Annotated in this window: 24 protein-coding genes and 1 pseudogene; 16 read left to right on the forward strand and 9 right to left on the reverse strand. The window is 75.1% G+C overall.

All coding sequences use genetic code 11. The features are described from left to right. The first annotated feature begins 103 nt into the window (after nt 1-103). From tpiA to AC3WT4_RS03980, 3 genes are all read left to right on the forward strand, one after another. Nucleotides 104-901, forward strand: coding sequence for a triose-phosphate isomerase (gene tpiA / locus AC3WT4_RS03970; protein WP_074806672.1), 798 nt, complete (start codon nt 104-106; stop codon nt 899-901). A gap of 208 nt (nt 902-1,109) precedes the next feature. After that, nucleotides 1,110-1,352 carry a preprotein translocase subunit SecG gene (secG, locus tag AC3WT4_RS03975; RefSeq protein WP_021481808.1) on the forward strand — a complete coding sequence of 81 codons (243 nt, stop codon included), beginning with the start codon at nt 1,110-1,112 and terminating at the stop codon, nt 1,350-1,352. Nucleotides 1,353-1,482: 130 nt separating this feature from the next. Further along, nucleotides 1,483-1,830 (forward strand): RNA polymerase-binding protein RbpA, encoded by a 348-nt coding sequence (locus AC3WT4_RS03980; protein ID WP_021481809.1) that lies wholly within the window; start codon nt 1,483-1,485, stop codon nt 1,828-1,830. 28 nt (nt 1,831-1,858) lie between these two features. On the opposite strand, the gene AC3WT4_RS03985 is transcribed toward AC3WT4_RS03980, so the two are convergent. The 6 genes from AC3WT4_RS03985 to tkt form a co-directional block, all read right to left on the reverse strand. Then, nucleotides 1,859-2,551 (reverse strand): O-methyltransferase, encoded by a 693-nt coding sequence (locus tag AC3WT4_RS03985; RefSeq protein WP_074807268.1) that lies wholly within the window; start codon nt 2,549-2,551, stop codon nt 1,859-1,861. Then, the gene (pgl, locus tag AC3WT4_RS03990) at nt 2,548-3,342 is read right to left on the reverse strand and encodes a 6-phosphogluconolactonase (protein ID WP_074806668.1); all 795 of its coding nucleotides are present in this window, start codon (nt 3,340-3,342) and stop codon (nt 2,548-2,550) included. The genes AC3WT4_RS03985 and pgl overlap by 4 nt, the downstream gene beginning before the upstream one ends. Further along, the gene (gene opcA, locus AC3WT4_RS03995; protein WP_034655766.1) at nt 3,339-4,256 is read right to left on the reverse strand and encodes a glucose-6-phosphate dehydrogenase assembly protein OpcA; all 918 of its coding nucleotides are present in this window, start codon (nt 4,254-4,256) and stop codon (nt 3,339-3,341) included. The genes pgl and opcA overlap by 4 nt, the downstream gene beginning before the upstream one ends. 103 nt (nt 4,257-4,359) lie before the next feature. Then, complete coding sequence (gene zwf / locus AC3WT4_RS04000) at nt 4,360-5,901, reverse strand: glucose-6-phosphate dehydrogenase (RefSeq protein ID WP_074806665.1); 1,542 nt, start codon at nt 5,899-5,901, stop codon at nt 4,360-4,362. 143 nt (nt 5,902-6,044) lie between these two features. Further along, nucleotides 6,045-7,184, reverse strand: a complete 1,140-nt coding sequence (tal, locus tag AC3WT4_RS04005) for a transaldolase (RefSeq protein ID WP_492314777.1) — start codon at nt 7,182-7,184, stop codon at nt 6,045-6,047. A 121-nt stretch (nt 7,185-7,305) separates the two neighbouring features. Further along, nucleotides 7,306-9,468: a transketolase gene (gene tkt / locus AC3WT4_RS04010; protein ID WP_108046840.1), complete on the reverse strand. Its 2,163-nt coding sequence runs from the start codon at nt 9,466-9,468 to the stop codon at nt 7,306-7,308. Nucleotides 9,469-9,821: 353 nt separating this feature from the next. On the opposite strand from tkt, the gene AC3WT4_RS04015 reads away from it, so the two are divergent. From AC3WT4_RS04015 to AC3WT4_RS04075, 13 genes and pseudogenes are all read left to right on the forward strand, one after another. Continuing rightward, a complete protein-coding gene (locus tag AC3WT4_RS04015) occupies nt 9,822-10,850 on the forward strand; it encodes a heme o synthase (protein WP_074806654.1) in 1,029 nt (342 codons plus the stop codon). Between the two features lie 30 nt (nt 10,851-10,880). Next, nucleotides 10,881-11,834 (forward strand): site-specific tyrosine recombinase XerD, encoded by a 954-nt coding sequence (gene xerD, locus AC3WT4_RS04020; RefSeq protein ID WP_074806651.1) that lies wholly within the window; start codon nt 10,881-10,883, stop codon nt 11,832-11,834. Between the two features lie 319 nt (nt 11,835-12,153). Further along, nucleotides 12,154-12,969 carry a ParA family protein gene (locus AC3WT4_RS04025; RefSeq protein WP_255437145.1) on the forward strand — a complete coding sequence of 272 codons (816 nt, stop codon included), beginning with the start codon at nt 12,154-12,156 and terminating at the stop codon, nt 12,967-12,969. Further along, nucleotides 12,953-13,882 carry a segregation and condensation protein A gene (locus AC3WT4_RS04030; protein WP_108046836.1) on the forward strand — a complete coding sequence of 310 codons (930 nt, stop codon included), beginning with the start codon at nt 12,953-12,955 and terminating at the stop codon, nt 13,880-13,882. The genes AC3WT4_RS04025 and AC3WT4_RS04030 overlap by 17 nt, the downstream gene beginning before the upstream one ends. Further along, nucleotides 13,879-14,487 (forward strand): annotated as a pseudogene (gene scpB, locus AC3WT4_RS04035) (SMC-Scp complex subunit ScpB); the annotation flags it as partial. The gene AC3WT4_RS04030 and the pseudogene scpB, both read left to right, overlap by 4 nt. Nucleotides 14,488-14,651: 164 nt before the next feature. Further along, nucleotides 14,652-15,773, forward strand: coding sequence for a pseudouridine synthase (locus AC3WT4_RS04040; protein ID WP_083385051.1), 1,122 nt, complete (start codon nt 14,652-14,654; stop codon nt 15,771-15,773). A gap of 78 nt (nt 15,774-15,851) precedes the next feature. Further along, complete coding sequence (gene aroH, locus AC3WT4_RS04045) at nt 15,852-16,214, forward strand: chorismate mutase (protein WP_108049535.1); 363 nt, start codon at nt 15,852-15,854, stop codon at nt 16,212-16,214. Then, entirely contained in the window at nt 16,211-16,957 is a 747-nt protein-coding gene (gene cmk / locus AC3WT4_RS04050; protein WP_492314778.1) for a (d)CMP kinase, read from the forward strand. Before aroH ends, cmk begins: the two co-directional genes overlap by 4 nt. Next, a complete protein-coding gene (locus AC3WT4_RS04055) occupies nt 16,954-17,658 on the forward strand; it encodes a lysophospholipid acyltransferase family protein (RefSeq protein WP_400109212.1) in 705 nt (234 codons plus the stop codon). Before cmk ends, AC3WT4_RS04055 begins: the two co-directional genes overlap by 4 nt. Beyond that, nucleotides 17,655-18,593 (forward strand): EamA family transporter, encoded by a 939-nt coding sequence (locus tag AC3WT4_RS04060; RefSeq protein ID WP_074806638.1) that lies wholly within the window; start codon nt 17,655-17,657, stop codon nt 18,591-18,593. Before AC3WT4_RS04055 ends, AC3WT4_RS04060 begins: the two co-directional genes overlap by 4 nt. Nucleotides 18,594-18,662: 69 nt before the next feature. Next, entirely contained in the window at nt 18,663-19,034 is a 372-nt protein-coding gene (locus tag AC3WT4_RS04065) for an iron chaperone (protein WP_074806634.1), read from the forward strand. An 84-nt stretch (nt 19,035-19,118) separates the two neighbouring features. Then, nucleotides 19,119-20,645: a ribosome biogenesis GTPase Der gene (gene der, locus AC3WT4_RS04070; RefSeq protein ID WP_257418012.1), complete on the forward strand. Its 1,527-nt coding sequence runs from the start codon at nt 19,119-19,121 to the stop codon at nt 20,643-20,645. Next, the gene (locus tag AC3WT4_RS04075; RefSeq protein WP_492314779.1) at nt 20,642-21,709 is read left to right on the forward strand and encodes a hypothetical protein; all 1,068 of its coding nucleotides are present in this window, start codon (nt 20,642-20,644) and stop codon (nt 21,707-21,709) included. Before der ends, AC3WT4_RS04075 begins: the two co-directional genes overlap by 4 nt. Nucleotides 21,710-21,800: 91 nt before the next feature. Here AC3WT4_RS04075 and AC3WT4_RS04080 read toward each other — a convergent pair whose 3' ends face one another. The 3 genes from AC3WT4_RS04080 to AC3WT4_RS04090 form a co-directional block, all read right to left on the reverse strand. After that, complete coding sequence (locus AC3WT4_RS04080; protein ID WP_492314780.1) at nt 21,801-23,657, reverse strand: amidase family protein; 1,857 nt, start codon at nt 23,655-23,657, stop codon at nt 21,801-21,803. 68 nt (nt 23,658-23,725) lie between these two features. Then, nucleotides 23,726-24,475 (reverse strand): cohesin domain-containing protein, encoded by a 750-nt coding sequence (locus AC3WT4_RS04085; RefSeq protein ID WP_492314781.1) that lies wholly within the window; start codon nt 24,473-24,475, stop codon nt 23,726-23,728. A gap of 172 nt (nt 24,476-24,647) precedes the next feature. Continuing rightward, nucleotides 24,648-26,165 (reverse strand): MFS transporter, encoded by a 1,518-nt coding sequence (locus tag AC3WT4_RS04090; protein WP_492314914.1) that lies wholly within the window; start codon nt 26,163-26,165, stop codon nt 24,648-24,650. Nucleotides 26,166-26,311 lie beyond the last annotated feature (146 nt).

Below are 26,311 nucleotides of genomic sequence, written 5' to 3' on the forward strand. Positions count from 1 at the left end.
CCCCCCCCCCCTCCCCCCCCCCCCCCCCCCCCCCCCCCCCCCCCCCCCCCCCCCCCCCCCCCCCCCCCCCCCCCCCCGGGCCCCACAGAGAGAAGAAGGACCCGTGGCGAACACCCGCACCCCGCTCATGGCGGGCAACTGGAAGATGAACCTGGACCACCACCAGGCGACCCACACCGTGCAGAAGCTCGCGTGGACGCTCAAGGACGCGAAGCACGACTACGCGGCCGTCGAGGTCGCCGTGCTGCCGCCCTTCACCGACCTCCGGTCGGTGCAGACGCTCGTCGACGCGGACAAGCTCGAGCTCAAGTACGGCGCGCAGGACGTCTCGGCGCACGCCGAGGGCGCGTACACGGGCGAGATCTCGGCGTCGATGCTGGCCAAGCTCGGCGTGAGCTACGTCGCCATCGGGCACTCGGAGCGCCGCCAGTACCACGGCGAGACCGACGCCCTGGTGAACGAGAAGATCGTCGCCGCCGTGGGCCAGGGCATCGCCCCGATCCTGTGCGTGGGCGAGGGCCTGGACGTGCGCAAGGCCGGCGAGCAGATCGCCTACACGCTCGCGCAGGTCGAGGGCGCCCTCGCGGGCATCCCGGCCCCCCAGCTGGCGACGCTCGTCATCGCGTACGAGCCCGTGTGGGCCATCGGGACGGGCGAGGTCGCGACGCCCGAGGACGCCCAGGAGGTCTGCGGTGCGATCCGCGGCGCCCTCGGCGACCTCTACGACGCGGACCTCGCGAACGCGACGCGCATCCTGTACGGCGGCTCGGTGAAGTCGTCGAACGTCGCCGCGATCATGGCGCAGCCCGACGTGGACGGCGCGCTCGTCGGTGGCGCGAGCCTCGACCCCGAGGAGTTCGCGAAGATCGCGCGCTACCAGTCGCACGCGACCGGCGCCTGACCTCCGCGCCGCACCTCGCACCGGCGGCCCCGGGACCGCGTCCCGGGGCCGCCGGCCGCCGTCCCGGGACGACGGCGGACGGGGTTGGCCGCAGCGGCCCCGCGTCGCCTACTCTTGTCCCCTGTGCCGCGGGTCACGCCCGCGCACGACAACCGTGCGGTCGGTCCCGACATCGGTCGGGCCGGCCCTGAGCCTCAAGGACGTACTCGTGGACGTGCTGCGCATCATCCTCCAGATCCTGCTGGTGCTGACCAGCGCCTTCCTCACCCTGCTCGTGCTCATGCACAAGGGGAAGGGTGGCGGCCTCTCCGACATGTTCGGCGGCGGGATCTCGAGCTCCGTGGGCAGCTCCGGCGTCGCCGAGCGCAACCTCAACCGCATCACCGTGGCGTTCGCCCTCGTCTGGGCCGTCGTCATCGTGCTCCTGGGTCTCCTCCAGAAGGTCGTCTGACCGCACGCACCCACCAGGGCGTCGTCGGGACGGCAGGAGAGTCCGCAGTCGGCAGGGGGCAACCCGCGCAGGGTCGCGCGGTCCGGGCAGGAACGAGTGCCGACGACGGCACGGACGGGGGAGAGAGCACGTGGCAGGTGGTAACGCGATCCGGGGGTCGCGCGTCGGGGCGGGACCGCTCGGGGAGTCCGAGCGCGGCGAGATCGCGCCGCGGTTCTGGGTGTCGTACTGGTGCGCCAACGGCCACGAGACGCGACCCAGCTTCTCCTCGGAGGCGGGCATCGAGGCCCCGGAGACCTGGGACTGCCCGCGGTGCGGGTTCCCGGCCGGTCAGGACCAGGAGCACCCGCCGACGCCGTCGCGCAACGAGCCCTACAAGACGCACCTCGCGTACGTGAAGGAGCGGCGCAGCGACGAGGACGGCGTCGCGATCCTCGACGAGGCGCTCGCCGCGCTGCGCGCCCGTCGCGGCCGCTGACCCCGGTCGGGCCGGTACGGAGAGCGGCTCAGGCGCGCACGCGCGCCAGCACGAAGCCGTCGTACCCCTTGGACCCGACGGTCTGCACGGCCGTGGCGTCGAGCCGCGGGTCCGCGACGACGCGGTCCGCCATCTCCCGCACGCCGAGCACGTTCGGGTCGGTGCTCGTCGCGTCCGCGACGGCCCCGCCGCGGACGGTGTTGTCCACGACGACGAGCGTGCCGGGGCGCGAGAGCTGCAGTGCCAGGTCGAGGTAGACCGGGTTCGACGGCTTGTCCGCGTCGACGAACACGAGGTCGAACGGTGCGGCGCCGCCCGCGACGAGCCCTCGCAGCGTGTCCGCGGCCGGTCCGACGACGACGTCGACGACCTCCGACAGCCCGGCCGCGGCCAGCGACTCGCGCGCGACGGCGGCGTGGGCCGGGTCGATCTCGCACGTGACGAGCGTGCCGTCGGACGGCAGGGCGCGGGCGAGCCAGATCGTCGAGTAGCCGCCCAGGGTGCCGACCTCGAGGATGCGTCGCGCGCCCGACGTGAGCGCGAGGAGCTGCAGCAGCCGGCCCTGCGCGGGGGAGACCTGGATCTCCGGGAGCCCGGCGTCCCGGGCGCGCGCCGACGCGGCGGCGAGCACGTCGTCCTCGGCCACGAGGGGCGCGAAGTACGTGTCGACGGCGTCCCACGTGACTGCGGGGTCCGTCGTGCGCTCGCCGCCCGTCGTCATGCGCGGCTCGCGTCCGACGCCGTCGGGGTCCCCGTACCGGCCGCGGCGACGTCGACGAGCCACAGCGTCGCCTCCGTGCCCGCGACCGCGGCGGCAGGGGTCTCGTGCGCCGACGCGCCCGACAGGGCCGACGCCACCGCCGGGGCCTTCTCGGCGCCCGCCGCTACGACCCACACCTGACGGGCCCGGGCGATCGCCTCGAACGTCAGCGTGACCCGCTCGGGCGGCGGCTTGGGGGAGCCGTGGACGCCTGCCGTCGGGGTGCCCGTGACGTCGAGCCCGGGGTGGCCGGGGAAGAGCGACGCGACGTGGCCGTCGGGACCCATGCCGAGCAGCAGGACGTCGAAGGCCGGGACCTGCCGGCCGTCCGGCGCGTGCTCCGCGAGCGTCGCCGCGTACGCGGTCGCCGACTCCTCGGGGGTCGCCGCCGCGTCGGCCGCCGGCATCGGGTGCACGTTCTCGGGCGGGAGGTGCGGCAGGTGGTCAAGGAGCGCCTCGCGCGCCTGCGTCTCGTTCCGCTCGCCGTCGCCGGACGCGAGGAAGCGCTCGTCGCCCCACCAGACGTGCACGCCCGACCAGTCGACGGCGTCGCGCGCGGGGTGGCGCGCGAGCGCCGCCAGGCTCGCGATCCCGACGGTCCCGCCCGTCAGCACGACGTGCACGGGGCGGCGGACCGACTGCACGTCGAGCAGCCGCGTCACGAGGCGCGACGCCACGGCCTCGGCGAGCACGGCGGCGTCGGGGTGCACGACGACGAGGCGCGCCGGGGCGTCCGGCCGGGCGGCGGTCACGCGCCCACCTTCTGCAGCCCCTTGGTGAGCACCTCGCCGTAGATCTCGTCGGGGTCGAGGCGGCGCAGCTCCTCGATGAGGGCCTCGCTGAGCGTCCGGATGGGCAGCGCGACACGGCGGTCGGGCTTGCCCGGCTGGCTGATCGTCACCGTCCGGCCGTCGGGGCGGTCGAGGACGATCGGCCCGCTCTTGCGCTCGAGCGTCACGCGCGTGATCGCCTCGGCACCGCGCCGTCGCACGACCTGCGCCGGGCAGCGCAGGCGCGAGCCCAGCCAGGCGGCCAGCAGGTCGAGCGACGTGTGCTTCGCCTGGCCCTCGACGACGACGCTCGTCACCGGCTCGTAGGGCGGCTGGTCGAGCGCCGCGGCGATGAGGCCGCGCCACAGCGTCACGCGGGCCCACGCGAGGTCGGAGTCGCCCGGCCCGTACGTCTGCGCGAGCTGCGCGAGCGTGGCCTCGGGGTCCTTCGCCGTGATCGAGTCGGTGATGCGCCGCTGCGCCATGGCGCCGACCGGGTCGTCGTCGGGCGACGCGGGCGGCTGGCCCGGCCACCAGACGACGATGGGTGCGTCGGGCAGCAGGAGCGGCATGACGAGCGTGTCCGCGTGCTCGAGCAGCGGCCCGGCGGTGCGGAGCACGACGACCTCGGACGCACCGGCGTCGCCGCCGACGCGGATCTGCGCGTCGAGGTGCGGCGTCGCGCTGCGCCCGGACGGGGCGACGACGATGACGCGGCACGGGTGCTCGCGGCTCGCGTCGTTCGCCGCCTCGATCGACGTCTCGACGTCGGACTCGCGCGCGATGACGACGAGCGTGAGGACGCGCCCGAGCGCGATCGCGCCGCCCTCGTCGCGCAGGCGCACGAGGCGCTTGTTCACCGCGTTCGTCGTCGTGTCGGGCAGGTCGATGATCATCGCGGGGTCCTCGCCGGTCGGAGGGTCGTGCCGCGTACCGGCGCACGACGGGGTCGGGGGGTCTCTCGGGTGCGCGCGGCCCGCTCGGCGGGCGCGGGGGCGCTCACGGGCGCCGCCAGGCGCGGCCGTCGCGCGCGAGCATCGCGTCGGCGGACTCCGGGCCCCACGTGCCCGACCGGTACTGCTCGGGCTTGCCCTTCGCGGCCCAGTGCGCGGTGATCGGGTCGAGGATCTTCCAGGAGAGCTCGACCTCCTCGCGCGTGGGGAACAGCGGCGGGTCGCCGAGCAGGACGTCGAGGATGAGGCGCTCGTACGCCTCCGGCGAGGACTCGGTGAACGCGTGCCCGTAGCCGAAGTCCATCGTCACGTCGCGGACCTCCATGGCGGTGCCCGGGACCTTGGCGCCGAAGCGCATCGTCACGCCCTCGTCCGGCTGGACGCGGATCACGAGCGCGTTGTTCCCGAGGTCCGACGCCTGCGAGCTCTCGAACGGCAGGTGCGGGGCCTTCTTGAACACGACCGCGACCTCGGTCACGCGACGCCCGAGGCGCTTGCCCGTGCGGAGGTAGAACGGGACGCCCGCCCAGCGGCGGTTGTCGATGTCGACGCGGATCGCCGCGTACGTCTCCGTGGTGGAGGAGTCGGGGATGCCGTCCTCCTCGAGGAAGCCGATGACCTCCTCGCCGCCCTGCCAGCCGGCGGCGTACTGGCCGCGGGCCGTGTGCCGGGACAGCTCGCGCGGCAGCCGCACGGCGGAGAGCGCCTTGATCTTCTCGGCCCGCAGGGAGGGCGCGTCGAACGACACCGGCTCCTCCATCGCGACGAGCGCGAGGAGCTGGAGGAGGTGGTTCTGGATGACGTCGCGCGCGGCGCCGATGCCGTCGTAGTAGCCCGCGCGGCCCCCGATGCCGATGTCCTCGGCCATCGTGATCTGCACGTGGTCGACGTAGTTCGCGTTCCAGATGGGCTCGAACATCTGGTTGGCGAAGCGCAGGGCGAGGAGGTTCTGGACCGTCTCCTTGCCGAGGTAGTGGTCGATGCGGAAGACCGAGTCGGGCGGGAAGACCTCCGACACGACGGCGTCGAGCTCACGAGCGCTCGCGAGGTCGTGGCCGAACGGCTTCTCGATGACCACGCGGCGCCACGCGTCCTCCGCCGAGCGGGACAGCCCGGACTCGGCGAGCTGGCGGCACACGACGGGGAACGCGCTCGGCGGGACCGACAGGTAGAACGCGTGGTTGCCGCCCGTGCCGCGCTCGGCGTCGAGCGTCTCGACCGTCTCGCGCAGGCGCTCGAACGCCTCGTCGTCGTCGAACGAGCCCTGGACGAACCGGATGCCCTCGGAGAGCTGGCGCCACGTCGCCTCGCGGAACGGCGTGCGCGCGTGCTCCTTGACGGCGTCGTGCACGACCTGCGCGAAGTCCTGGTCCTCCCAGTCGCGGCGCGCGAAGCCGGTGAGCGCGAAGCCCGGCGGCAGCAGGCCGCGGTTGGCGAGGTCGTAGACCGCGGGCATGAGCTTCTTGCGGGCGAGGTCGCCCGTGACGCCGAAGATGACGAGCCCGCACGGGCCCGCGATCCGGGGCAGGCGCAGGTCGAGGGGGTCGCGCAGAGGGTTGTGCTCTGGCGTGATCTTGGCCGGTCTCACCTGGTGGCACCGTTCCGTTCGGGGAGGGGTCGGAGGACTGCAGAAGGTCTGGGGCGTCTGCGGATCATAGGGGCGTCGCCACGGGGTGCGCCGTCGTTCCCGCAGGTCGGACGCGCGGGCGAGACGACCGCCGCGCGCCGGGGTCAGGAGGAGGCGAGGCGGCGCAGGTTGTCGCGCGTCGTGGCGAGGAGCTCGGTCCAGCTGTCCTCGAACTTGCGCACGCCCTCCGCCTCGAGGCGGTCGGTGACCTCGACGAGGGAGACGCCGAACGACTCGACGGTCTCGATCGTGCGCCTCGACGCGGACGCCGTGCCGGTGATCGTGTCGCCCGTCACGACGCCGTGGTCCGCGAACGCCTGGAGCGTCGCCTCGGGCATCGTGTTCACGACGCCGTCCGTCACGAGCTCGTCGACGTACATCGTGTCGCGGTACTCGGGGTTCTTCACGCCCGTCGAGGCCCACAGCGGGCGCTGGGGCTGCGCGCCGGACGCGGCGAGCGAGCGCCAGCGGTCCGTCTGGCGGAACTCCTCGTAGGCCTCGAACGCGAGGCGCGCGTTCGCCACGGCCGTCTGCCCGCGCAGGTCGAGCGCCTCGGGCGTCCCGACCTTCTCGAGCGCGGCGTCCACAGCGGTGTCCACGCGCGAGACGAAGAACGAGGCGACCGAGCCCACGGGCGCGAGGTCGACGCCGTCGGCGCGCGCCTGCTCCAGCCCGATCGCGAACGCCTCCATGACGGCGCGGTAGCGCGCGAGGGAGAAGATGAGGGTCACGTTGACGCTGATGCCCCGCGCGAGCGTGCGCGTGATCGCGTCGAGGCCCGCGACGGTCGCGGGGATCTTGATGTAGACGTTCGGGCGGTCGATCGTGCGCCACAGACGCTCCGCCGTGACGACCGTCGCGTCGGCGTCGTGGGCGAGGCGCGGGTCGACCTCGATCGAGACGCGCCCGTCGACGCCGTCGGTGGCGTCGTAGACGGGGCGCAGGAGGTCGGCGGCGGCGCGCACGTCGTCCGTCGTGATGCGCTCGACGGCGGCCTCCACGGCCGCGTCGTCGGTGCCCGCGGCCGCGAGGTCGGTGAGCTGGGCGTCGTACGCGTCGCCCTTCGCGAGCGCCGACGCGAAGATCGTGGGGTTCGTGGTCACGCCGACGACGCCGCGCGTCGCCACGAGCTCGGCGAGGTTGCCGGTGCGCAGCCGTTCTCGCGAGAGGTCGTCGAGCCAGATCGACACGCCCGCTCCCGTGAGCTGCTCGATGGGGCCGGGGACGGTGGTGGGCTGCGTCATCGGACTTCCTCTCGTGGTGCTCTCGCTGCGGGCGTGCTCCCGGGTCGCCGCTCGTGACGGCCGTCCGGGGTGTCCCGAGGTGGGGCCGCGTGCGCGCCCCCACCTCGGAATCTACGAAGGGTCAGCGCAGGTCGCCAGTGCCGCCCTCCGAGGGGGTGGGCTCGGCGCCCGGCGCGTCGTCGCCGCGCGCCGCGGCGATCGACTCGCGCGCCGCCGTCGCGACGGCCTCGGACGTGATGCCGAACTCGCGGTACAGCACCTGGTAGTCCGCGGACGCGCCGTAGTGCTCGAGGCTCACGGAGCGGCCGGCGTCGCCGACGAGCTCGCGCCAGCCCTGCGCGACGCCCGCCTCGACCGAGACGCGCGCACGGACCGTGGACGGCAGGACCGACTCGCGGTAGGCGTCGTCCTGGCCGTCGAACCACTCGCGGCTCGGCAGCGACACGACGCGCGCCTGCACGCCCTCGGCGGCGAGGATCTCGCGCGCCTCGACGGCGAGCTGCACCTCGGAACCCGTGCCGATGAGGATGACGTCGGGCGTGCCCTCGGTGTCGAGCAGCACGTAGCCGCCGCGCGCCGTGCCGGACGCGTCGGCGTAGCCGTCGGTCCCGCGCGGGAACGTCGGCACGTTCTGGCGCGTGAGGATGAGGCCCGCCGGCCGCTCGGTGTTCTCGAGCACGGTGCGCCACGCCCACGCGGTCTCGTTCGCGTCGGCCGGCCGCACGACGTCGAGGCCCGGGATCGCGCGCAGCGCCGCGAGGTGCTCGACGGGCTGGTGCGTCGGGCCGTCCTCGCCGAGGCCGATCGAGTCGTGCGTCCACACGAACGTCGTCGGGATCTCCATGAGGGCGGCGAGCCGGACGGCGGGACGCATGTAGTCGCTGAACTGGAGGAACGTGCCGCCGTAGGCGCGCGTGCCGCCGTGCAGGACGATGCCGTTGAGGATCGCGCCCATCGCGTGCTCACGGATGCCGAAGTGCAGCGTGCGGCCGTACTCGTGGCCCGGGAACTTCTTCGTCGCGTGCTCGGCCGGCACGAACGACGGCTCGCCGTCCATCGTCGTGTTGTTCGAGCCCGCGAGGTCGGCGGAGCCGCCCCAGAGCTCGGGCAGCACGTCCTTGAGCGCGGTGAGGACCTTGCCGGACGCGGAGCGCGTCGCGACGGCCTTGCCTGCCTCGAACGTCGGGAGGGAGTCCTCCCAGCCGGCCGGGAGCTCGCGGCGCGAGAGGCGGTCGAGCAGCTCCGCGCCGGACGGGTTCGCCGTCTTCCAGGCCTCGAACGCGCGGTCCCAGGCGGCGCGGGCGTCGGCCTGGCGCTCGCCGACGGCGCGCGTGTACGCGAGCACCTCGTCGTCGATCGCGAAGCTCGCCTCGGGGTCGAGGCCGAGCTCGACCTTGAGGCCCTTGATCTCGTCGGCGCCCATGGCGGAGCCGTGGATGCCGCCGGTGTTCTGCTTCGTGGGCGACGGGTACCCGATGATCGTGCGCAACGCGATGATCGAGGGCTTGCCCGTCTCGGACTTGGCGGCCTCGATCGCGGCGTGCAGCGCGTCGACGTCCTCCGTGTAGCCGGTGCCCCCGTTGGTCCAGTCGACGCGCTGGGTGTGCCAGCCGTACGCCGCGTAGCGAGCGAGGACGTCCTCGGTGAACGCGATGTCCGTGTCGTCCTCGATCGAGATCTTGTTGTCGTCCCAGATCACGACGAGGTTGCCGAGCTGCTGGTGGCCCGCGAGCGAGGAGGCCTCGCTCGTCACGCCCTCCTGCAGGTCGCCGTCGGAGGCGATGACGTAGACGTGGTGGTCGAACGGCGACTCGCCCGGCGTGGTCGACGGGTCGAGCAGGCCGCGCTCGCGGCGCGCCGCGAACGCCATGCCGACCGACGACGCGAGGCCCTGGCCGAGCGGGCCGGTCGTGATCTCGACGCCGCGGGTGTGCTTGTACTCGGGGTGGCCGGGGGTCTTGGAGCCCCACGTGCGCAGCGCCTCGATGTCCTCCATCTCCAGGCCGTACCCGGCGAGGAAGAGCTGGAGGTAGATCGTCAGCGACGAGTGGCCCGCGGAGAGCACGAACCGGTCACGACCGACCCAGTGGTCGTCGGACGGGTCGTGGCGCATGACCTTCTGGAACAGCAGGTACGCGGCGGGGGCCAGCGAGATCGCGGTGCCCGGGTGGCCGTTGCCCACCTTCTCCACGGCGTCGGCGGCGAGCGCCTTGATCGTCTTGACGGCCCGGTCGTCCAGGTCCGTCCAGTCCAGGGGCGTGTGAGCAGGGGACAACGCGTTCACCGAACCTCATTCCCGTCCGGAGCGCGCGCCCCGGATCCTCGCGACATCTCGAAGCAACCGTTGAACATTTCCCGGCCTCACGCCTCAGGGGGCGGGGCGGCCCGGTGCCCGTCGCGTCGCCCGGAGACCACGTCCGTGGCGGGCGGTCCGACGCGGGACGGTCGCAGGCACCAGCCTATACGCGCGCGCCGTTCCCGGCCGGGCGGTGCCCACGTGCTGGATTTCGGTCGGATGTCACACAATCGCCCGGCCCGTCCGGTCGGCCCCCGCGCAGGCGGGGACGTACGATGAGCGAGGACGACCGGCGGTCCGTCCCAGCTCGCCCCCCACCTCAGAACGGAACACCGAAGCGCGTGCACACCACGAGCCAGGCACCGATCGACGGGACCGGAAGCCCGTCGAGCGCCGCGTCGACCCAGCAGCCGTCCTCCCCGACGGCCCCCGCGACCTCCGTCGCCCCGACGGCCGAGGTCGCCGGCGCGACCCGCGCGCTGCGCGAGCGGGTCGGCGCCTACGTCGCCCTCACCAAGCCGCGCATCATCGAGCTCCTCCTCGTCACGACGGTGCCGACGATGTTCCTGGCGCAGGGCGGGCTGCCAGGGCTGGGCCTCATCCTCGCGACGCTCGTCGGCGGCACGCTCGCCGCGGCGTCCGCGAACGTCTACAACTGCTACCTCGACCGCGACATCGACGAGGTCATGAACCGCACCAAGCGGCGCCCGCTCGTCACGGGTGAGATCTCCCCGCGCGCGGCGCTCGTCTTCGCGACCGTCCTCGGCGTGGTGTCGCTGGTCTGGTTCGCGCTGCTGGTCAACGTCGTCTCGGCGTGGCTGACGTTCGCGGCGATCGCGATCTACGTCGTCGGCTACACGATGATCCTCAAGCGCCGCACCCCGCAGAACATCGTGTGGGGCGGTATCGCGGGCTGCATGCCGGTGCTCATCGGCTGGTCGGCGGTCACGGGCTCGCTGAGCTGGGCGGCGCTCGCACTGTTCCTCGTCATCTTCTTCTGGACCCCGCCGCACTACTGGCCGCTGTCGATGAAGTTCAAGCGGGACTACGCGAACGCGGGCGTCCCGATGCTCCCCGTCGTCGCGGACGACAGCCGGGTCGCGCGCGAGATGATCCTCTACGGCGTCGCGATGGTCGCCTCGTCGCTCGCGCTGTGGCCGCTCGCCGGCATGACCTGGGTGTACGGCGTCGTCGCCACGGCCCTGGGCGCCTGGTTCCTGTCGTCGTGCGTGACGATGCTGCGCCGGGCGCGCGACAAGGCCGACGGCAAGGGCGGCAAGGTGGGGGAGATGAAGGTCTTCCACGCGTCCATCACGTACCTGACCCTGCTCTTCGTCGCGGTGGCGGTCGACGTCTTCCTCCCGCTGTGAGCCCGGTCGTCCCGGCAGGGCAGTGACGCCATGAGCCCCGGCGAGGCCCACGTGCCCGAGGCGCTGGACCGCGCCGCGCGCGAGTACCTGGCGCACCTCGCCGTCGAGCGCGGGCTGTCCGCCAACACGGTCGCGGCCTACCGCCGCGACCTCGCGCGCTACGTCGCGTTCCTCGCGTCGCGCGGCAACCACGCCGTGCGCGACGTCGAGGCGGACGACGTCGCGGACTACGTCACCGCGCTGCGCACCGGGGCCGACGGCGGTGCGCCCCTGTCGCCGTCCTCGACCGCCCGGTCGGTGGCGGCCGTGCGCGGCTGGCACCGGTTCTGCGCGGCGGAGGGCCTCGCCGACGCCGACGCGTCGGCCGACGTGCGCCCGCCCGCCCAGGGCCGGCGGCTGCCGAAGGCCATCTCGACCGACGAGGTCGCGCGCATCCTCGAGGCCTCCGGGGCGGGGGACGGACCCGGCCCCCTGCGCGACCGCGCGCTCCTGGAGCTCGTGTACTCGACCGGTGCGCGCATCACCGAGGCGGTGAGCCTCGACGTCGACGACCTGGACCTCGACAGCGGCGCCGTGCGCCTCCTGGGCAAGGGCGGCAAGGAGCGCGTGGTGCCCGTCGGGTCGTTCGCGCGCCGCGCCCTCGACGCCTACCTCGTGCGCGGGCGCGCCGCGCTCGCCGCGAACGGGCGGGGGACGCCCGCGGTGTTCCTCAACACGCGCGGTGCGCGCCTGTCCCGGCAGAGCGCGTGGGCCGTGCTGCGCACCGCGGCCGAGCGCGCCGGGATCGAGCACCCCGAGCGCATCTCGCCGCACACGCTGCGGCACTCGTTCGCGACCCACCTGCTCGCGGGCGGCGCGGACGTGCGCGTCGTGCAGGAGCTGCTGGGCCACGCGTCGGTCACCACGACCCAGATCTACACGCTCGTGACGCCCGACACGCTCCGCGAGGTCTACGCGGCCGCGCACCCCCGCGCGCTGGGCTGACGGACACCCCGGGGCGGCCGCACCACGGCCGCGGGACGGCGGCGCCACTGCTGCGGGACGGCTGTGGTGCGCCGTCCCCGGAACGCGGCGCGCGGGCGCGTGCGCACCGGCCGCGGCGAGGTCCTGCGATACCGTGGCGGACGTGAGCAGCCAGGCCGAGACCCAGCCCGAGACGCGCGGCGCGCACGGCTCGCACGGCGACGCCGTCCGTCCGGTCGCCCCGCCGACCTCCGCCGAGGGGGACGCGGCTCCCGCCGTCGACCGCCCCGCGGACCGGACCGCCGGCGCCGAGCCGCGCGTCGACGTCGTCGGCCGCACCCTGCCGGAGTTCCCCGTCCCGGCCCCGCTCGCCGCGCACGGCCCGGGCCGGATCATCGCGATGTGCAACCAGAAGGGCGGCGTCGGCAAGACGACGACGACCATCAACCTGGGCGCCGCGCTCGCCGAGTACGGGCGCAAGGTTCTGCTCGTCGACTTCGACCCGCAGGGCGCCGCGTCCGTCGGCCTCGGCGTCAACCCGCACGAGCTCGACCGCACGGTCTACAACCTGCTCATGGAGCGCGGCGCGGACATCCACGACGTGCTCGTGAGCACCGACGTCGAGAACCTCGACCTGCTGCCCGCGAACATCGACCTCTCGGCCGCCGAGGTGCAGCTCGTGGGCGAGGTCGCGCGCGAGTCCGTCCTGTCGCGCGTGCTGCGCCCCGTCGTCGACGACTACGACGTGATCCTCGTCGACTGCCAGCCGTCTCTGGGCCTGCTGACCGTGAACGCGCTCACCGCAGCGCACGGCGTCCTCATCCCGCTCGAGTGCGAGTTCTTCGCGCTGCGCGGCGTCGCCCTGCTCGTCGAGACGATCGAGAAGGTGCGCGACCGGCTCAACCCGCGCCTCGACGTCGACGGCATCCTCGCCACGATGTTCGACTCGCGGACGCTGCACTCGCGCGAGGTCGTGGCGCGCGTGCACGAGGCGTTCGGCGACAAGCTGCTCCACACCGTGATCGGGCGCACCGTGAAGTTCCCTGACGCGTCCGTCGCGGCGGAGCCCATCACCGTCTACGCGCCGAACCACCCGGGCGCGGTCGCGTACCGGCAGCTCGCCCGGGAGCTGGTCGCCCGTGGCGACGCCGCCTGAGCCGCCGCCACCGACCGAGCCGCCCGCACGGACCGGGTTCGAGGTCCGGCTCGACAACTTCAGCGGGCCCTTCGACCTGCTGCTGTCGCTCATCACGAAGCACAAGCTCGACATCACCGAGGTCGCGCTCGCGCGCGTGACGGACGACTTCATCGCGTACATCCGCACGGCCGAGCGCGCCGCCGCCGTCGCGCGGGCCGCGGGGGAGGACCACCCCGGCTGGGACCTCGGCACCGCGAGCGAGTTCCTCGTCGTCGCCGCGACGCTGCTCGACCTCAAGGCGGCCCGGCTGCTGCCGACGGGCAGCGTCGAGGACGACGAGGACCTGGCGCTGCTGGAGGCGCGGGACCTGCTCTTCGCGCGGCTGCTGCAGTACCGCGCCTACAAGGACGTGTCGGGGCTGCTCGCCGAGCGGTTCGAGAGCGCGGGGCGCCGGTTCCCGCGCGTCGTGCAGCTCGAGCCGCACCTCGCCGCACTGCTGCCCGAGCTCGTGTGGACCATGGGTCCGGACCAGCTTGCCGTGCTCGCGGCCCGCGCGCTCGCGCCCAAGGAGCCCCCGCCCGGCGTCTCGCTCGACCACCTGCACGCCCCCGCCGTGAGCGTGCGCGAGCAGGCGGGGATCGTCGTCGAGCGCGTGCGCAGCCACGGCACGACGACGTTCCGCGCCCTCGTGGCCGACGCGGGGGAGACCGCCGTGGTCGTCGCGCGGTTCCTCGCGCTGCTCGAGCTGTTCCGTCAGGCGCTCGTCGCGTTCGACCAGGTGACGCCGCTCGGCGAGCTCACCGTGCGGTGGTCGGGCGACGACGACGCGGCCGAGCCGCCGCTCGTCGGCGTCGGCAGCGAGTTCGACGAGGGCGACGAGCCCGACCTGGCGGACGCCCTCGCCGCCACCGACCAGGAGGTCCCCGCGTGACGCTGCCCGACGACGGCACGACCCCGGACGACGCCCGCCCGCCCGCCGTGCACGACCTCCCGGGCGGCCTGCCGTCCGCGCTCGAGGCCGTGCTCATGGTCGCCGACGAGCCGATCCCGCCGGTCGAGCTCGCGACGGCGCTCGCGGTCCCGGTCGACGAGGTGCTCGACGCGCTGCACGAGCTCGCCGCCGAGTACCGGGGCGACGACGGCGGGCGCCCGCGCGGGTTCGAGCTGCGCGCGGCGGGCGGCGGGTGGCGCGTCTACTCGGCGCCCGCGCACGCCGAGGTCGTGGGCCGGTTCGTGCAGGGCGGTCAGACGGCCCGGCTCACGCAGGCGGCGTTGGAGACTCTGGCCGTGATCGCGTACCGTCAACCGGTCAGCCGCGGCCAGGTGTCGGCGGTGCGAGGGGTCAACGTGGACGGCGTGGTGCGCACGCTCGTGGCGCGCGGGCTCGTGGCCGAGGTCGGCCAGGACCCGCACACCGGCGCCGGCCTCTTCGGCACCACGGGGTACTTCCTCGAGCGGATGGGCTTCACGTCGCTCGACGAGCTCCCCCCGCTCGCGCCGCACCTGCCGGACATGGACGACCTCGAGGGCCTCGACGGGCTCGCCGACCTGCGCGCTCCCGCGCGGCCGACGGGCGTCGCGGCGCCGACGGACGCTCCCGGCGCCGCGGCTGACGACGCGGACGGCGCACCGGCGCCGACCGCCACGACACCCGGCGTGACGCGCGACGTCACGCACGAACCGACGGACGAAGGACACGCATGAGCTCGAAGGACGGACGCCGCTCCGGCGACGCAGGGCGCGGGCGCACGCCCCGCGACGGGGCGGGCGACGCGCGTCGCGGCGGGAGCGGCGACGCGCGTCGCGGCGGCCCGCGGGGCGGCGACGGCGCACGCTCGGGCGGCGCGCCCCGGCGTGGCGGCCCGTCCGCGCAGGGCTCGTCCGCGGGCCGCGGCGCGGGCGACGGCCGGGAGCAGGGCGCCGGTCGTGGCCAGGGCGCAGGTCGGTCGACCGGCGCGGGCCGCGGTGCGGCTGCCGGTCGGGGTCGCCCCGCTGCGGGTCGCGGCACGTCGGCGCCCCGCGCCGGCCAGGCGGCGGGCCGGCCGCGCCGTCCCGTGCGCGGGCAGCCCACCGAGCCCCAGCGCGACGTGCACGTCGAGGACGGCGTGCGCCTGCAGAAGGTGCTGGCGTCGGCCGGGCTGGGGTCGCGCCGCGCGTGCGAGGACCTCATCGCGCAGGGCCGCGTCGAGGTGGACGGCGTGCGGGTGACCGAGCTGGGGGTGCGGGTCGACCCGGCCCGCGCCGTCGTGCACGTGGACGGGATGCGCCTGCAGCTCGACTCCTCGCGCGTGACCCTCGCCCTCAACAAGCCGCGCGGCGTCGTGTCGACCATGCACGACCCGGACGGGCGCCCGTCCATCGCGGAGCTCGTCGCCGACCGGCCCGAGCGGCTGTTCCACGTGGGCCGCCTCGACGCGGACAGCGAGGGCCTGCTGCTCCTCACGAACGACGGCGAGCTCGCGAACCACCTGGCGCACCCCTCGCACGAGGTCGCCAAGACCTACCTCGTCACGGTGCGCGGCAAGGTCGCGGGGAACGTCGCGAACAAGTTCCTGCACGGGATCGAGCTCGAGGACGGCGTCGTGCGGGCGGACGCGTACCGCGTCGTCGACCAGGTCGCGGACCAGACGATGATCGAGGTCGTGCTGCACTCGGGGCGCAACCGCGTCGTGCGACGCATGTTCGAGGAGGTCGGCTACCCCGTGACGCGCCTCGTGCGCACGCGCATCGGCCCGATCGCGCTCGGCAACCTGCGCCCCGGCACGACGCGCGTGCTCGGTCGCACCGAGCTCGGCACGCTCATGGCGGGCGTCGGGCTCTAGGCCCGGTCCGCGCGTCCCGCACCACCACCCCGACGGACCGCCGCGAGGCGGGCCGTCCCGCACGAAGGAGCACCAGCCATGCCGGTCCGGGCGATCCGGGGCGCGACCCAGCTCGACGTCGACGAGCGCGAGCACCTGTTCGAGCGCACGCGCGAGCTCGTCCAGGAGGTGCTCGACGCGAACGCCGTCGACGCCGGCGCGCTCATCTCGATCCTCTTCACGTGCACGCCCGACCTGGTGGCCGACTTCCCGGCCGCCGCGGCGCGCGAGATGGGCCTCGGCGACGTGCCGCTCATGTGCGCGACGGAGATCGCGGTGCCCGGCGCGCTGCCGCGCGTGGTGCGCCTCATGGCGCACGCGGAGCTCGACGTGGACCGCGCGGCGGTGCAGCACGTGTACCTGCACGGGGCGACGGCGCTGCGCAAGGACCTGGCCCAGTGAGCCCGGGGACGCCGGGAGACGGCGCGCTGACGGTCGCGATCGACGGACCCTCGGGGTCCGGCAAGTCGAGCGTGTCCAAGGGCGTCGCGCGCCGCCTCGGCCTCGCGTACCTCGACACGGGCGCGATGTACCGCGCCGCCACCTGGTGGTGCCTCCACCGCGGCGAGGACCTCGCCGACCAGGACGCCGTCGCGCACGCCGTGCGCGTCATGCCGCTCGTGATGGGCCTCGACCCGTCCGGGCCGACGGTCCACGTGGACGGGACGGACGTCGGGGAGGCGATCCGCTCGACCGCGATCTCGACGGCCGTCAGCGCCGTCGCGACGAACCTCGCGGTGCGCGCCGAGCTGCGGCGCCTCCAGCGCGCGGTCATCGAGGCCGAGCGCACGCCCGACGGCTTCGCGGGCGGGCGCGGCGTCGTCGCGGAGGGCCGGGACATCACGACGGTCGTCGCCCCCGACGCCGACGTGCGCGTGCTCCTCACCGCGAGCGAGGAGGCCCGCCTCGCGCGGCGCTCGCTCGACGTGCACGGGACGGCCGACGCGGCCGCCGTCGAGGCGACGAAGGACCAGGTGCTGCGGCGCGACCGCGACGACGCGACGGTCTCGCAGTTCCAGGTCGCGGCCGACGGCGTCGTGACCGTCGACTCGTCGGAGCTCGACCTCGAGCAGACGATCGCCGCGGTGCTCTCCGTGGTCGAGCAGGTCACCGGGCGGGTGGTCGGTCCGCGCCAGGGCCCGTGAGCCGGGTGCGCGGTCCGCGCGACGGCGTGCCGTCGCCCGCCGGGCCGGCCTGGTCGCGCTGGGTGGGCCGCTTCCTCGCCCGTGTCGTGTGGGCGACCGAGGTCATCGGGGCGGAGCACGTCCCGGCGGACGGCCCGGTCGTGCTCGCCGCGAACCACACCGGCGTCGTCGACGGGCCGCTCGTGCTCGGGGTGGCGCCCCGCCCGCTGCACGTCCTCGTCAAGGAGGAGATGTTCACCGGGCCGGTCGGCTGGGTGCTGCGTGCCGCCGGGCAGATCCCCGTGGACCGCACCGGCGGACGCCCGGCGCTCGCGGCCGGGCTCGGCGTGCTCCGGCGCGGCGGGGCGGTCGGCGTCTTCCCCGAGGGCGCCCGGGGGCGCGGCGACGCGACGTCGGCGCGCGCCGGGGCCGCGTGGCTCGCGCTCAACGGCCACGCGCACGTGGTGCCCGTGGCCGTGCTGGGCACGCGGCGCGCGGGCGAGGGCGTCAACCGGGTCCCCGGGCTGCGCCGTCGGCTCGTCGTCCGCTTCGGCGCGCCCCTCGCCGTCGAGCGCGTGCCCGGGGTGAGCGGCAAGCAGGCGCTCGAGGACGCGAACGAGCGCATCCGCACCGCGCTCGCCGAGCTGGTCGCCGACACCGTCGCGCTGACCGGTGTGGCGCTGCCGCTGGACGACCCGCGCGGGGACCGGCCGAGGCCATGAGGACGGACCGCCCGGTGGCGCACGTGGTGGGCGACCGCCCGGGCACCGGTCTGCTCGTCGGGCTCGCGTCGGCCCTCGCGTTCGGCGCGAGCGGCCCGTTCGTCAAGCCGCTCCTCGAGGCGGGCTGGACGCCCGGCGCCGCCGTCTTCGCGCGCGCCCTGTGCTCGGCGCTCGTCCTCGCCCCGGTCGCGGCCGTCGCCCTGCGGGGCAGCCACCGCCTCCTGCGCGAGGAGTGGCGGCTCGTCCTCGGGTTCGGCCTCGTCGCCGTCGCGGGGACCCAGCTGTGCTACTTCGCGGCGGTCGCGCGCATGCCCGTCGGGATCGCGCTCCTCATCGAGTACCTCGCGCCCGTCCTGCTCGTCGGCCTCGCCTGGGCCCGCACGCGCCACGTGCCGCCACGGCTCACGCTCGCGGGCTGCGCCGTCGCGGTCCTCGGCCTCGTGCTCGTCGTCGACCCGGGCGGCGCCCGGCCCGACCTCGTCGGCGTCCTGTTCGCGCTCGGCGCGGCGGGCGGGCTGGGCGCCTACTTCGTGCTGGCCGCGCGCCCGACGCGGCTGCCTCCCGTCGCGCTCGCCGCGAGCGGGCTCGGCGTCGGGGCGCTCGCGCTCGGCGCGACGGCGGTCGTGGGCGTGCTGCCGTTCGCCGCCCCGCTGGTCGACGTCACGCTCCTCGGCTCGACCGCGCCCTGGTACGTCCCGCTCGCGGTCGTCGTGCTCGTCGCGACGGCGTTCGCGTACGTGTCCGGGGTCGCCGCGACCGTCCGCATGGGCGAGCGCCTCGCGTCGTTCGTCGGGCTGTCGGAGGTGCTGTTCACCGTGGTCATCGCGTGGCTCCTGCTCGGCGAGGTGCCGGGACTCGTGCAGGCCGCAGGTGGCGTGCTCGTCGTCGCCGGGGTCGTCCTCGTGCGCCTCGCGGGCACGTCCGCCGCGCGGTAGGTTCGCGCTCAGGCGCCGGCGCCCCGTCGCGGGACCGGGCAGGCGCCGCCCGCGGGGGAGGGAGCACGCATGGCCGAGCCGCCCGGCAAGCCCACGACCGTCGACGAGTACCTCGCGACGCTCGCCCCGGACGCGCGCGACGTCGTCGCGCACCTGCGCGCCGTGGTGCACGACACGGTGCCCGGCCTGGGCGAGCGCATCAGCTACGGCATCCCGACCTTCACGCGCGACGGCCGGTACGTCGTCTACCTCGCGGGCTGGGCGCACCACGTCTCGCTCTACCCCGTGCCCGAGGTCGACGACGCGCTCGCGCGGCGCATCGCGCGCTACCAGGACGGCAAGGGCACGCTGCGGTTCCCGCTCGCGGAGCCCGTGCCCGACGACGTCGTGCGGGCCGTCGTCGCGCGGCTCGCCGCCCGCCGGGACGGCCCCGCGGGCTGACACCGGGCGTGCCCAGAGGCCGCCCGCGCGACGCGCCCGTGGCCCGGTTCGGAGCCTGGCCCGCGGCCTGGGAGAATGGACCCCATGACCACACCCGACCCCGCCCAGCCCGGCACGCCCGGACCGACCGACGCCGTCGGGCAGGCCGAGGAGCCCCTGGCGCACGCGGACTCCGCGGACGACGAGGCGCGCGAGCGCGCGCTGCGCGCCGGGCTCGACGACTACGAGCTCGAGGACGCCGACCTCGCGCTGCTCGACGCCGACGAGGACGCGCTCGACGGCGCGGAGCCCGAGTCGCCCCTGCCCGTGCTCGCCGTGGTCGGGCGCCCGAACGTCGGCAAGTCGACCCTCGTCAACCGCATCCTCGGCCGCCGCGAGGCCGTCGTCGAGGACAAGCCGGGCGTCACGCGCGACCGCGTGAGCTACCCGGCCGACTGGGCCGGGCGCCGGTTCACGCTCGTCGACACCGGTGGCTGGGAGGTCGACGTCGCGGGCATCGAGTCCAAGGTCGCCGAGCAGGCCGAGGTCGCGATCTCCCTCGCCGACGCGGTGCTCTTCGTCGTCGACGCGACGGTCGGCGCCACCGCGACGGACGAGCGCGTCGTGCGCCTCCTGCGCGAGTCGGGCAAGCCCGTCGTGCTGTGCGCCAACAAGGTCGACGGGCAGTCGGGCGAGGCGGACGCCGCCTACCTCTGGAGCCTCGGCCTCGGCGAGCCGCACCCCGTGTCCGCGCTGCACGGCCGCGGGACGGGCGACCTGCTGGACGCCGCGATGGCGGCGCTCCCGACCGAGTCCGAGCACGGCGAGGTGCGCCCGACCGGGCCGCGCCGCGTCGCGCTCGTCGGGCGTCCGAACGTCGGCAAGTCCTCGCTGCTCAACAAGCTCGCGGGCGCTGACCGCGTCGTCGTCGACGAGATCGCGGGCACGACGCGCGACCCGGTCGACGAGCTCGTGACCATCAAGGACGTCCCGTACGTCCTCGTCGACACCGCCGGCATCCGTCGCCGGGTGCACCAGACGAAGGGCGCCGACTTCTACGCGTCGCTGCGCACGCAGGCCGCGATCGAGAAGGCGGAGCTCGCCGTCGTGCTCGTGGACGCGTCGGTGCCGCTCACCGAGCAGGACACGCGCGTCATCTCCCAGGTCGTGGACGCGGGCCGTGCGCTCGTCATCGCGTACAACAAGTGGGACCTCATGGACGACGACCGTCGCCCGTACCTCGAGCGCGAGATCGAGAAGGACCTCGTGCAGGTGCAGTGGGCGCCGCGCGTCAACGTGTCGGCCCGCACCGGCTGGCACACCGACCGTCTCGCCCCGGCGATGGAGCGCGCGCTCGACTCCTGGGACACGCGCATCCCGACGGGCCGCCTCAACGCGTTCCTCGGCGAGCTCGTGGCCGCCCACCCGCACCCGCTGCGCGGCGGCAAGCAGCCTCGCATCCTCTTCGCGACGCAGGCCTCCACGCGCCCGCCGCGGTTCGTCGTCTTCGCGACCGGGTTCCTCGAGGCGGGCTACCGCCGGTTCATCGAGCGCCGCCTGCGCGAGACGTTCGGGTTCGAGGGCTCGCCCATCGAGATCAGCGTCCGCGTGCGGGAGAAGCGCAAGCGGTGAGCACGGGCACGGGGCGCGGCTCGGCCGGGACGTCCCGGCGGGGCCGCGCCCTGCGCCTCGGCGCGGCCCGGGACACCGCGGCCGTGCGGCACGTCGTCACGTTCCTCGTGGTCGCCGTCGCGACGGTGCTCGTGACGCGGTTCTTCCTCGCGGCGTCGGGGTACCCGCAGGTCGGCGGGGGAGACCTGCACGTCGCGCACGTGCTGTGGGGCGGTCTCGGCATGGCGCTCGCCCTCGTGCTGCTGCTGTCCTTCGTGGGCCCGGCGCCGCGCTCGCTCGGCGCGTTCGTGGGCGGCATCGGGTTCGGGCTGTTCGTCGACGAGATCGGCAAGTTCGTCACCGCGGACAACGACTATTTCTACGAGCCGACGGCGGCGCTCATCTACGCGACGGTCGTCGTGCTCGTCCTCGTCGTCGAGGCGCTGCACGGGTGGCGGCGCCACCACCCGGCCGAGTACCTCGCGGTCGCGACCGACCGCGCCGTCGCGGGCGTCGCCGGCGGGTTCACCGACGACGCGCGCGACGAGGCCCGCGCGCTCGTCGCCCTGGGCCGGGGCGAACCGACGGCCGACGAGGTCGCGGCGCTCGTCGAGGCCGTGCCGCGCGACGACGTCGACGTGCCCGACCCGGTGCGCGCCCTCGTGCGGCGCTCGTCGGTCTGGTTCGCGCAGACGCTCCAGCGCCGCTGGGCCGCCGTCGTGGTGGTCGTGCTCGTGCTCGGGACGGCTCTCGGCTCGCTGCTCGCGGGGCTGCGCGTGCTCGTCGGCGACGTCGACGTGCCCGCCTGGGTCGGGGTCGGCATCGTCGCGGGCGTCACGGCGACGGTCGCGTGCGTCGTCGTCGGCATGGTGGCGTCCCGCCGCGGACAGCCCGAGGACCGCCGCGCCGGCGCGGTCTGGGTCCGGCGCGGCGTGCTGGTCTCGCTCCTGCTCACGCAGCTCCTCGTGTTCCGCGCGCTGCAGTGGGTCGGCGTCGCCGGGCTCGTCGTGGACCTGCTCGTGCTCGCGGCGCTCGGCGCCGCCCTCGGTGGCGACGACGAGCGTCGGCGGACACCGCGACGCTGACGCGTCGTCGCCGGGGTGGGCGACCTCTCCTGACGCACGACGGCGGCCGCCCCCGGGGAGGGGACGGCCACCGTCGGCGGTGGTGGACCGCTCAGCCGAGCGGGCCGTAGAGCGCGGGGGAGGTGCGGGCCTGCGTGGCCTGCTCGAGCGCGTACGCGAGGCCGAGCAGCGGACCCTCGTCGAAGTCGCGGCCGAGCAGCTCGAGGTTGACGCCGCCGCCGGTGACGGTGCCGTCGGTCGCGACCGCCTGGCCGACCGGGACGGTCACGGCGGGCAGCCCGGTGTTCGGGCTGAGCCGCAGGTTGGTGCCGATCGTCCCGTACGGGTTGGCGCTCGGGTAGACGAGCGCGTCGAGGTCGGCGTCGTCGAGCATCGCGGTGACGAGCACCTTGCCCTCGGCGAGGACCTTCGTGTGCGACCCCTCGGGGCCCGCCCACGCCTGGTACGTCTCCTCGGTGACCGCGTCGCGCGAGACGTACGTGCTGCGGCGGGACGGCACGTAGCGGCCCGAGTCGACGATCCCCTGGAGCGTGCGGGCCTCGACCTGCGGGGCGAGGTGGGTCGCGACGTACGCGTCGAGGTCGTGCTTGAACTCGTTCGTCGAGCCCGACCCCTCGGAGAGGACGCTCGCGAAGCCGTTCGGCAGGACCGGCGACCACGTGGTAGGCGGCGTGACCTCGACGACCGTCGCGCCGAGCGACTCGAGCGTCGCGCGGGTCTGGGCCCACAGGCGCTGCGTCGCCGCGTTGGAGCCGAGCATCGACGGCACGTAGCCGATGCGGGCACCGTCGAGCGCGCCCTCGTCCAGGTACTGCGTGTACGACGCCGGGACCTCGCCCTCCTGGCGCGACGTCACCGGGTCGGCGGCGTCGACCCCGGCGACGGCGTCGAGCGCGACCGCCGCGTCGAGGACGCTCCGCGCCATCGGGCCGCCCGTGTCCTGGCTCAGCGCGAGCGGGATGATGCCGTCGCGGCTCGCGAGACCGACCGTCGGGCGCACGCCGACGAGCTGGTTGTACGACGACGGGACGCGGATCGACCCGCCCGTGTCCGTGCCGAGGCCGAGCCCGGCGAGGTTCGCCGCGACGGCCGCCCCCGTGCCGCCGCTGGACCCGCCGGCCGTGCGGCTCGTCACGTACGGGCTCGCGACGAGCGTGCTCGTGCCGGCGTCCTGGAAGGACGAGAACTCCGACGCGAACCCGAACGCGAACTCGTCCAGGCTGGCCTTCGCGAGGATCACCGCGCCGTCGGCGCGCAGGCCCTCGACCATCGTCGCGTCGGTCGTCGTCCGGTTGTCGTCCCAGCAGCCGCAGCCGCCCGTGGTGGGCATGTCCGTCGTGTCGTAGTTGTCCTTCACCGCGACGGGCACGCCGAGCAGCAGGCTCGTCATGCCGTCGGTCGCGCGGACGGCGTCAGCGCGCGCGGCGGCGTCCAGCGCGACGTCGCTCGTGCTGATGATCGAGTGCAGCGGCCGCCCGCCCGCGCTCGTGTCGACGAGCGTCGTGTCGTACGCCTCGATCCGGTCGAGGTACTCCTGGGTGATCGCGACCGACGTCGTCGTGCCCGCGTTCATCGCGGCCTGCATGTCGAGCACGGACGCCTCGACGAGCTCGAACGGGCCGTCGTCGTAGACCATGCGCTGCGAGACGGCGGCGAGGTCGGTCACCGTGATCGTGCCGTCGCCGTCCGTGTCGGCGGGCGCGACGTCGTCCCACGCCGCGTCGGCCGACGTCCCGCCGAGCGCCGCGGCGACGACCGCGAGGTCGTCGGTCGTGACCTGCCGGTCGCCCGTGAGGTCGAGCTCGGTCCAGTAGGGGGCGAGGAGCGGCGCGGTCTCCGCGGCGGGCGCGCCGGTCGCGGCAGGTGCCGTCGTGACGCCGAGGACGAGGCCGCCGATCGTCAGGGCGGCGAGCCCGCCGGTGGCGGCGCGCCGGTGGGTCGTGGTCACGGACGGCTCCTTCGAGGGGACGGGCGCGAGGTGCGCGAGCGGGTGGTCGGGGCGGGGCAGCGGGCCGGTCATCGCGTGGCCGCCCGACGCCGCGCGAGCAGGATGCCCGTGCCGACGGCGACCGCGAGGAGCGCGGCCCCGACGAACCAGGCGACGCTCGCCCCGGTCGACGCGAGCGCGCCGCCCGAGGTGGACCCCGACGGGGACGACGACGAGTCGGACGCGCCGTCGTCCCCGGGAGGTGTGGTGCCGCCGTCCTCGACCGGCGGCGTGGTGACCCCGCCCGTCGGCTCCTGCGTGGGCGGGACGTCGACCGCGGTGACCGTCGTCGTGGCGCTCGCGGCGTCGGTGAGCGTGGCCGTCTCGGCGTCGGCGCCCACGAGCGTGGCGGTCGGGACGGCGAAGGCCGCCGCGCCGTCGGACACGGCGGTGAACGTCAGGGTCGCGAGGGTGACGTCGCCCTCGAGACCGGGGGAGGTGCCGAGCCGCGTGTGCGTGACGGCGACCGTCCCGGCGGCGTCGTCCGTCGCGTCGGCGAAGCCGCCGTCCGGGGTGACGACGGAGCCGTCCACGAGCTCGACGAGGTCGGGGTCGTAGGCGACGGCGAGGTCGTAGGCGTAGAGGTCGACGGCGCCGGTCGCGGCGACCGTGACGGTGATCTCCGCGCCGACCTCGACCGACGCGGGCGCCGTGAGGGAGAGCTGGGCGACGGACGGTGCGGCGTGCGCGGGGGCGGCGAGGGCCGCCGCGGCGACCGCGAGACCGCCGACGAGGGCGGCGCGGGCGCGGAGCCGTCTGCGGGGGACGGGACGGGTCATGGGCGAGCGGTCCTTCCTCCGGGCGCGCGGAGGTACGGCGCGACCGGCGGTCGTGTGGTGGGGCCCCCTGCCGTCAGCGATGCTCACAAGCCGCTGTTTCCCCGGCGTTTCACGACGGTTAGCACGAGCAACGAACCGGGTCTCGGTCCGGTCACGATCCCGACGACGCGGGTCAGCCGAGGACCGGCGGCTCGCCCTCGCGTGTCTCGGGGTCCGGCAGGCGGCGCATGCGCAGCGCCGCGACGACGCCGAGGAGCCCCGCGACGAGCGGCACGAGGAGCGCGACCTGCAGCGCCCGCGCGCGCACGTCGTCGTTGATGGCCACGACCTCGGCCCGCACCGCGGGCGGCTCGTCCGCGAGGAGCTCGACGAGCTGGGCGTCGCTCATGATCTCGGCGTCGTCCTCGAGCACCCGGGCGACCTGCTCCTTGTCGTCCGGGGGCAGCACGTCGCTCGCCTCGGCCCGCGCCGTGAACCCCGCCGCGAGCGACGCGAGCATGACCGCGCCCGCGACGGCGAGGCCGAGCGAGAGGCCGAACGACCCCGCGGCCGAGCTCACGCCCGCGGCCTCGCTCGCGCGCTCCTCGGGCACGGGGGACAGCGTGTACGCGTTGAGCTGGGAGACGAGGAGCCCCAGCCCGGCGCCCGCCACGACGAGCGGCAGCGCGAGCCACCAGCCCGACGACGCCCTCGGCACCACCGCGACGAGCGCGACCATGCCCACGACGAGCAGGAGGAAGCCCGCGAGCACCCGGGTCGCCGGGCGACGTCGGCCAGGGCGCTTGCCCGCCACGAGCGCGGCGGCGAACATCGTCAGCGACAGCGGGGCGAGCGAGAGGCCCGCGAGCAGCGCGTCGTACCCGAGCGCCATCTGCAGGAAGATCGGCAGCGCGATCATCGCCCCGCCGAGCGCGACCTGCTGCAGGAGCTGCTGCGACACCCCGATCCGGAACGCGGGCGAGCGGAACAGCCCGGGGTCGACGAGCGTCGTCCGCCCGGCCCGCGCGCGGCGCACGAGCCACCACGCGAGGCCCACGAGGCCCAGCGCGCCGACGAGGACGAGCGCCCCGACGGCCTCGCCGCCCTCCTGCCACACGAGCACGCCCAGCACCACGCCGCCCATCCCGACGACGGACAGGACCGTCCCGACGACGTCCACCGCGCGGTCGCCCGTGTACGGGACGTCGCGCACGAGGCGCACGCCCGCGAGGACGACGACGATCACCACGGCCTCGAGCCCGAACGCCACGCGCCACGACAGCGTCGTCGTGATGACGCCGCCGAGCAGCGGCCCGACCGCCGCCGCGATTGACGCCGCCGCACCCACGAGCGCGTAGACCGCCTTGCGCGCGGAGCCCTCGAAGTTGCCGTGCACGAGCGACTGCATCGCCGGCAGCAGCAGCGCGGCCCCGAGCCCCCCGATCACCGACCAGAAGATCACGACCGCCACGAGGCTCTGCGCGAGCGTCATCGCTACCGCGCCCGCCCCGTACGCGAGCAGCCCGACGACGTACGCGCGCCGCCGGCCCACGAGGTCGCCGACCTTGCTGCCCACGAGGATGAACGACGCCGACACGAGCGCCTCGAGCGCGATCGCCGTCTGGACGCCGCTCACCGTCGTGCCCAGGTCCCGCACGACGGCCGAGATCGACACGTTCATGAACGACGTGTCGACCACGAGCACGAACATCGCGGCCGCGAGGAGCAGCGCGAGGCGCCGGTCGGCCGCCGTCGGCCGGCCCGCGGTGCGACCCGTGCTCTGCTCCACGTCGACCCCCGTCCGGCGTCCATGCTCGCCGTCCGGGTCGTGCCGGCGCCTCACCCGTCGCGGGTGCA

The sequence above is a fragment of the Cellulosimicrobium sp. EB106-03-01-XG111 genome, assembly GCF_058792115.1.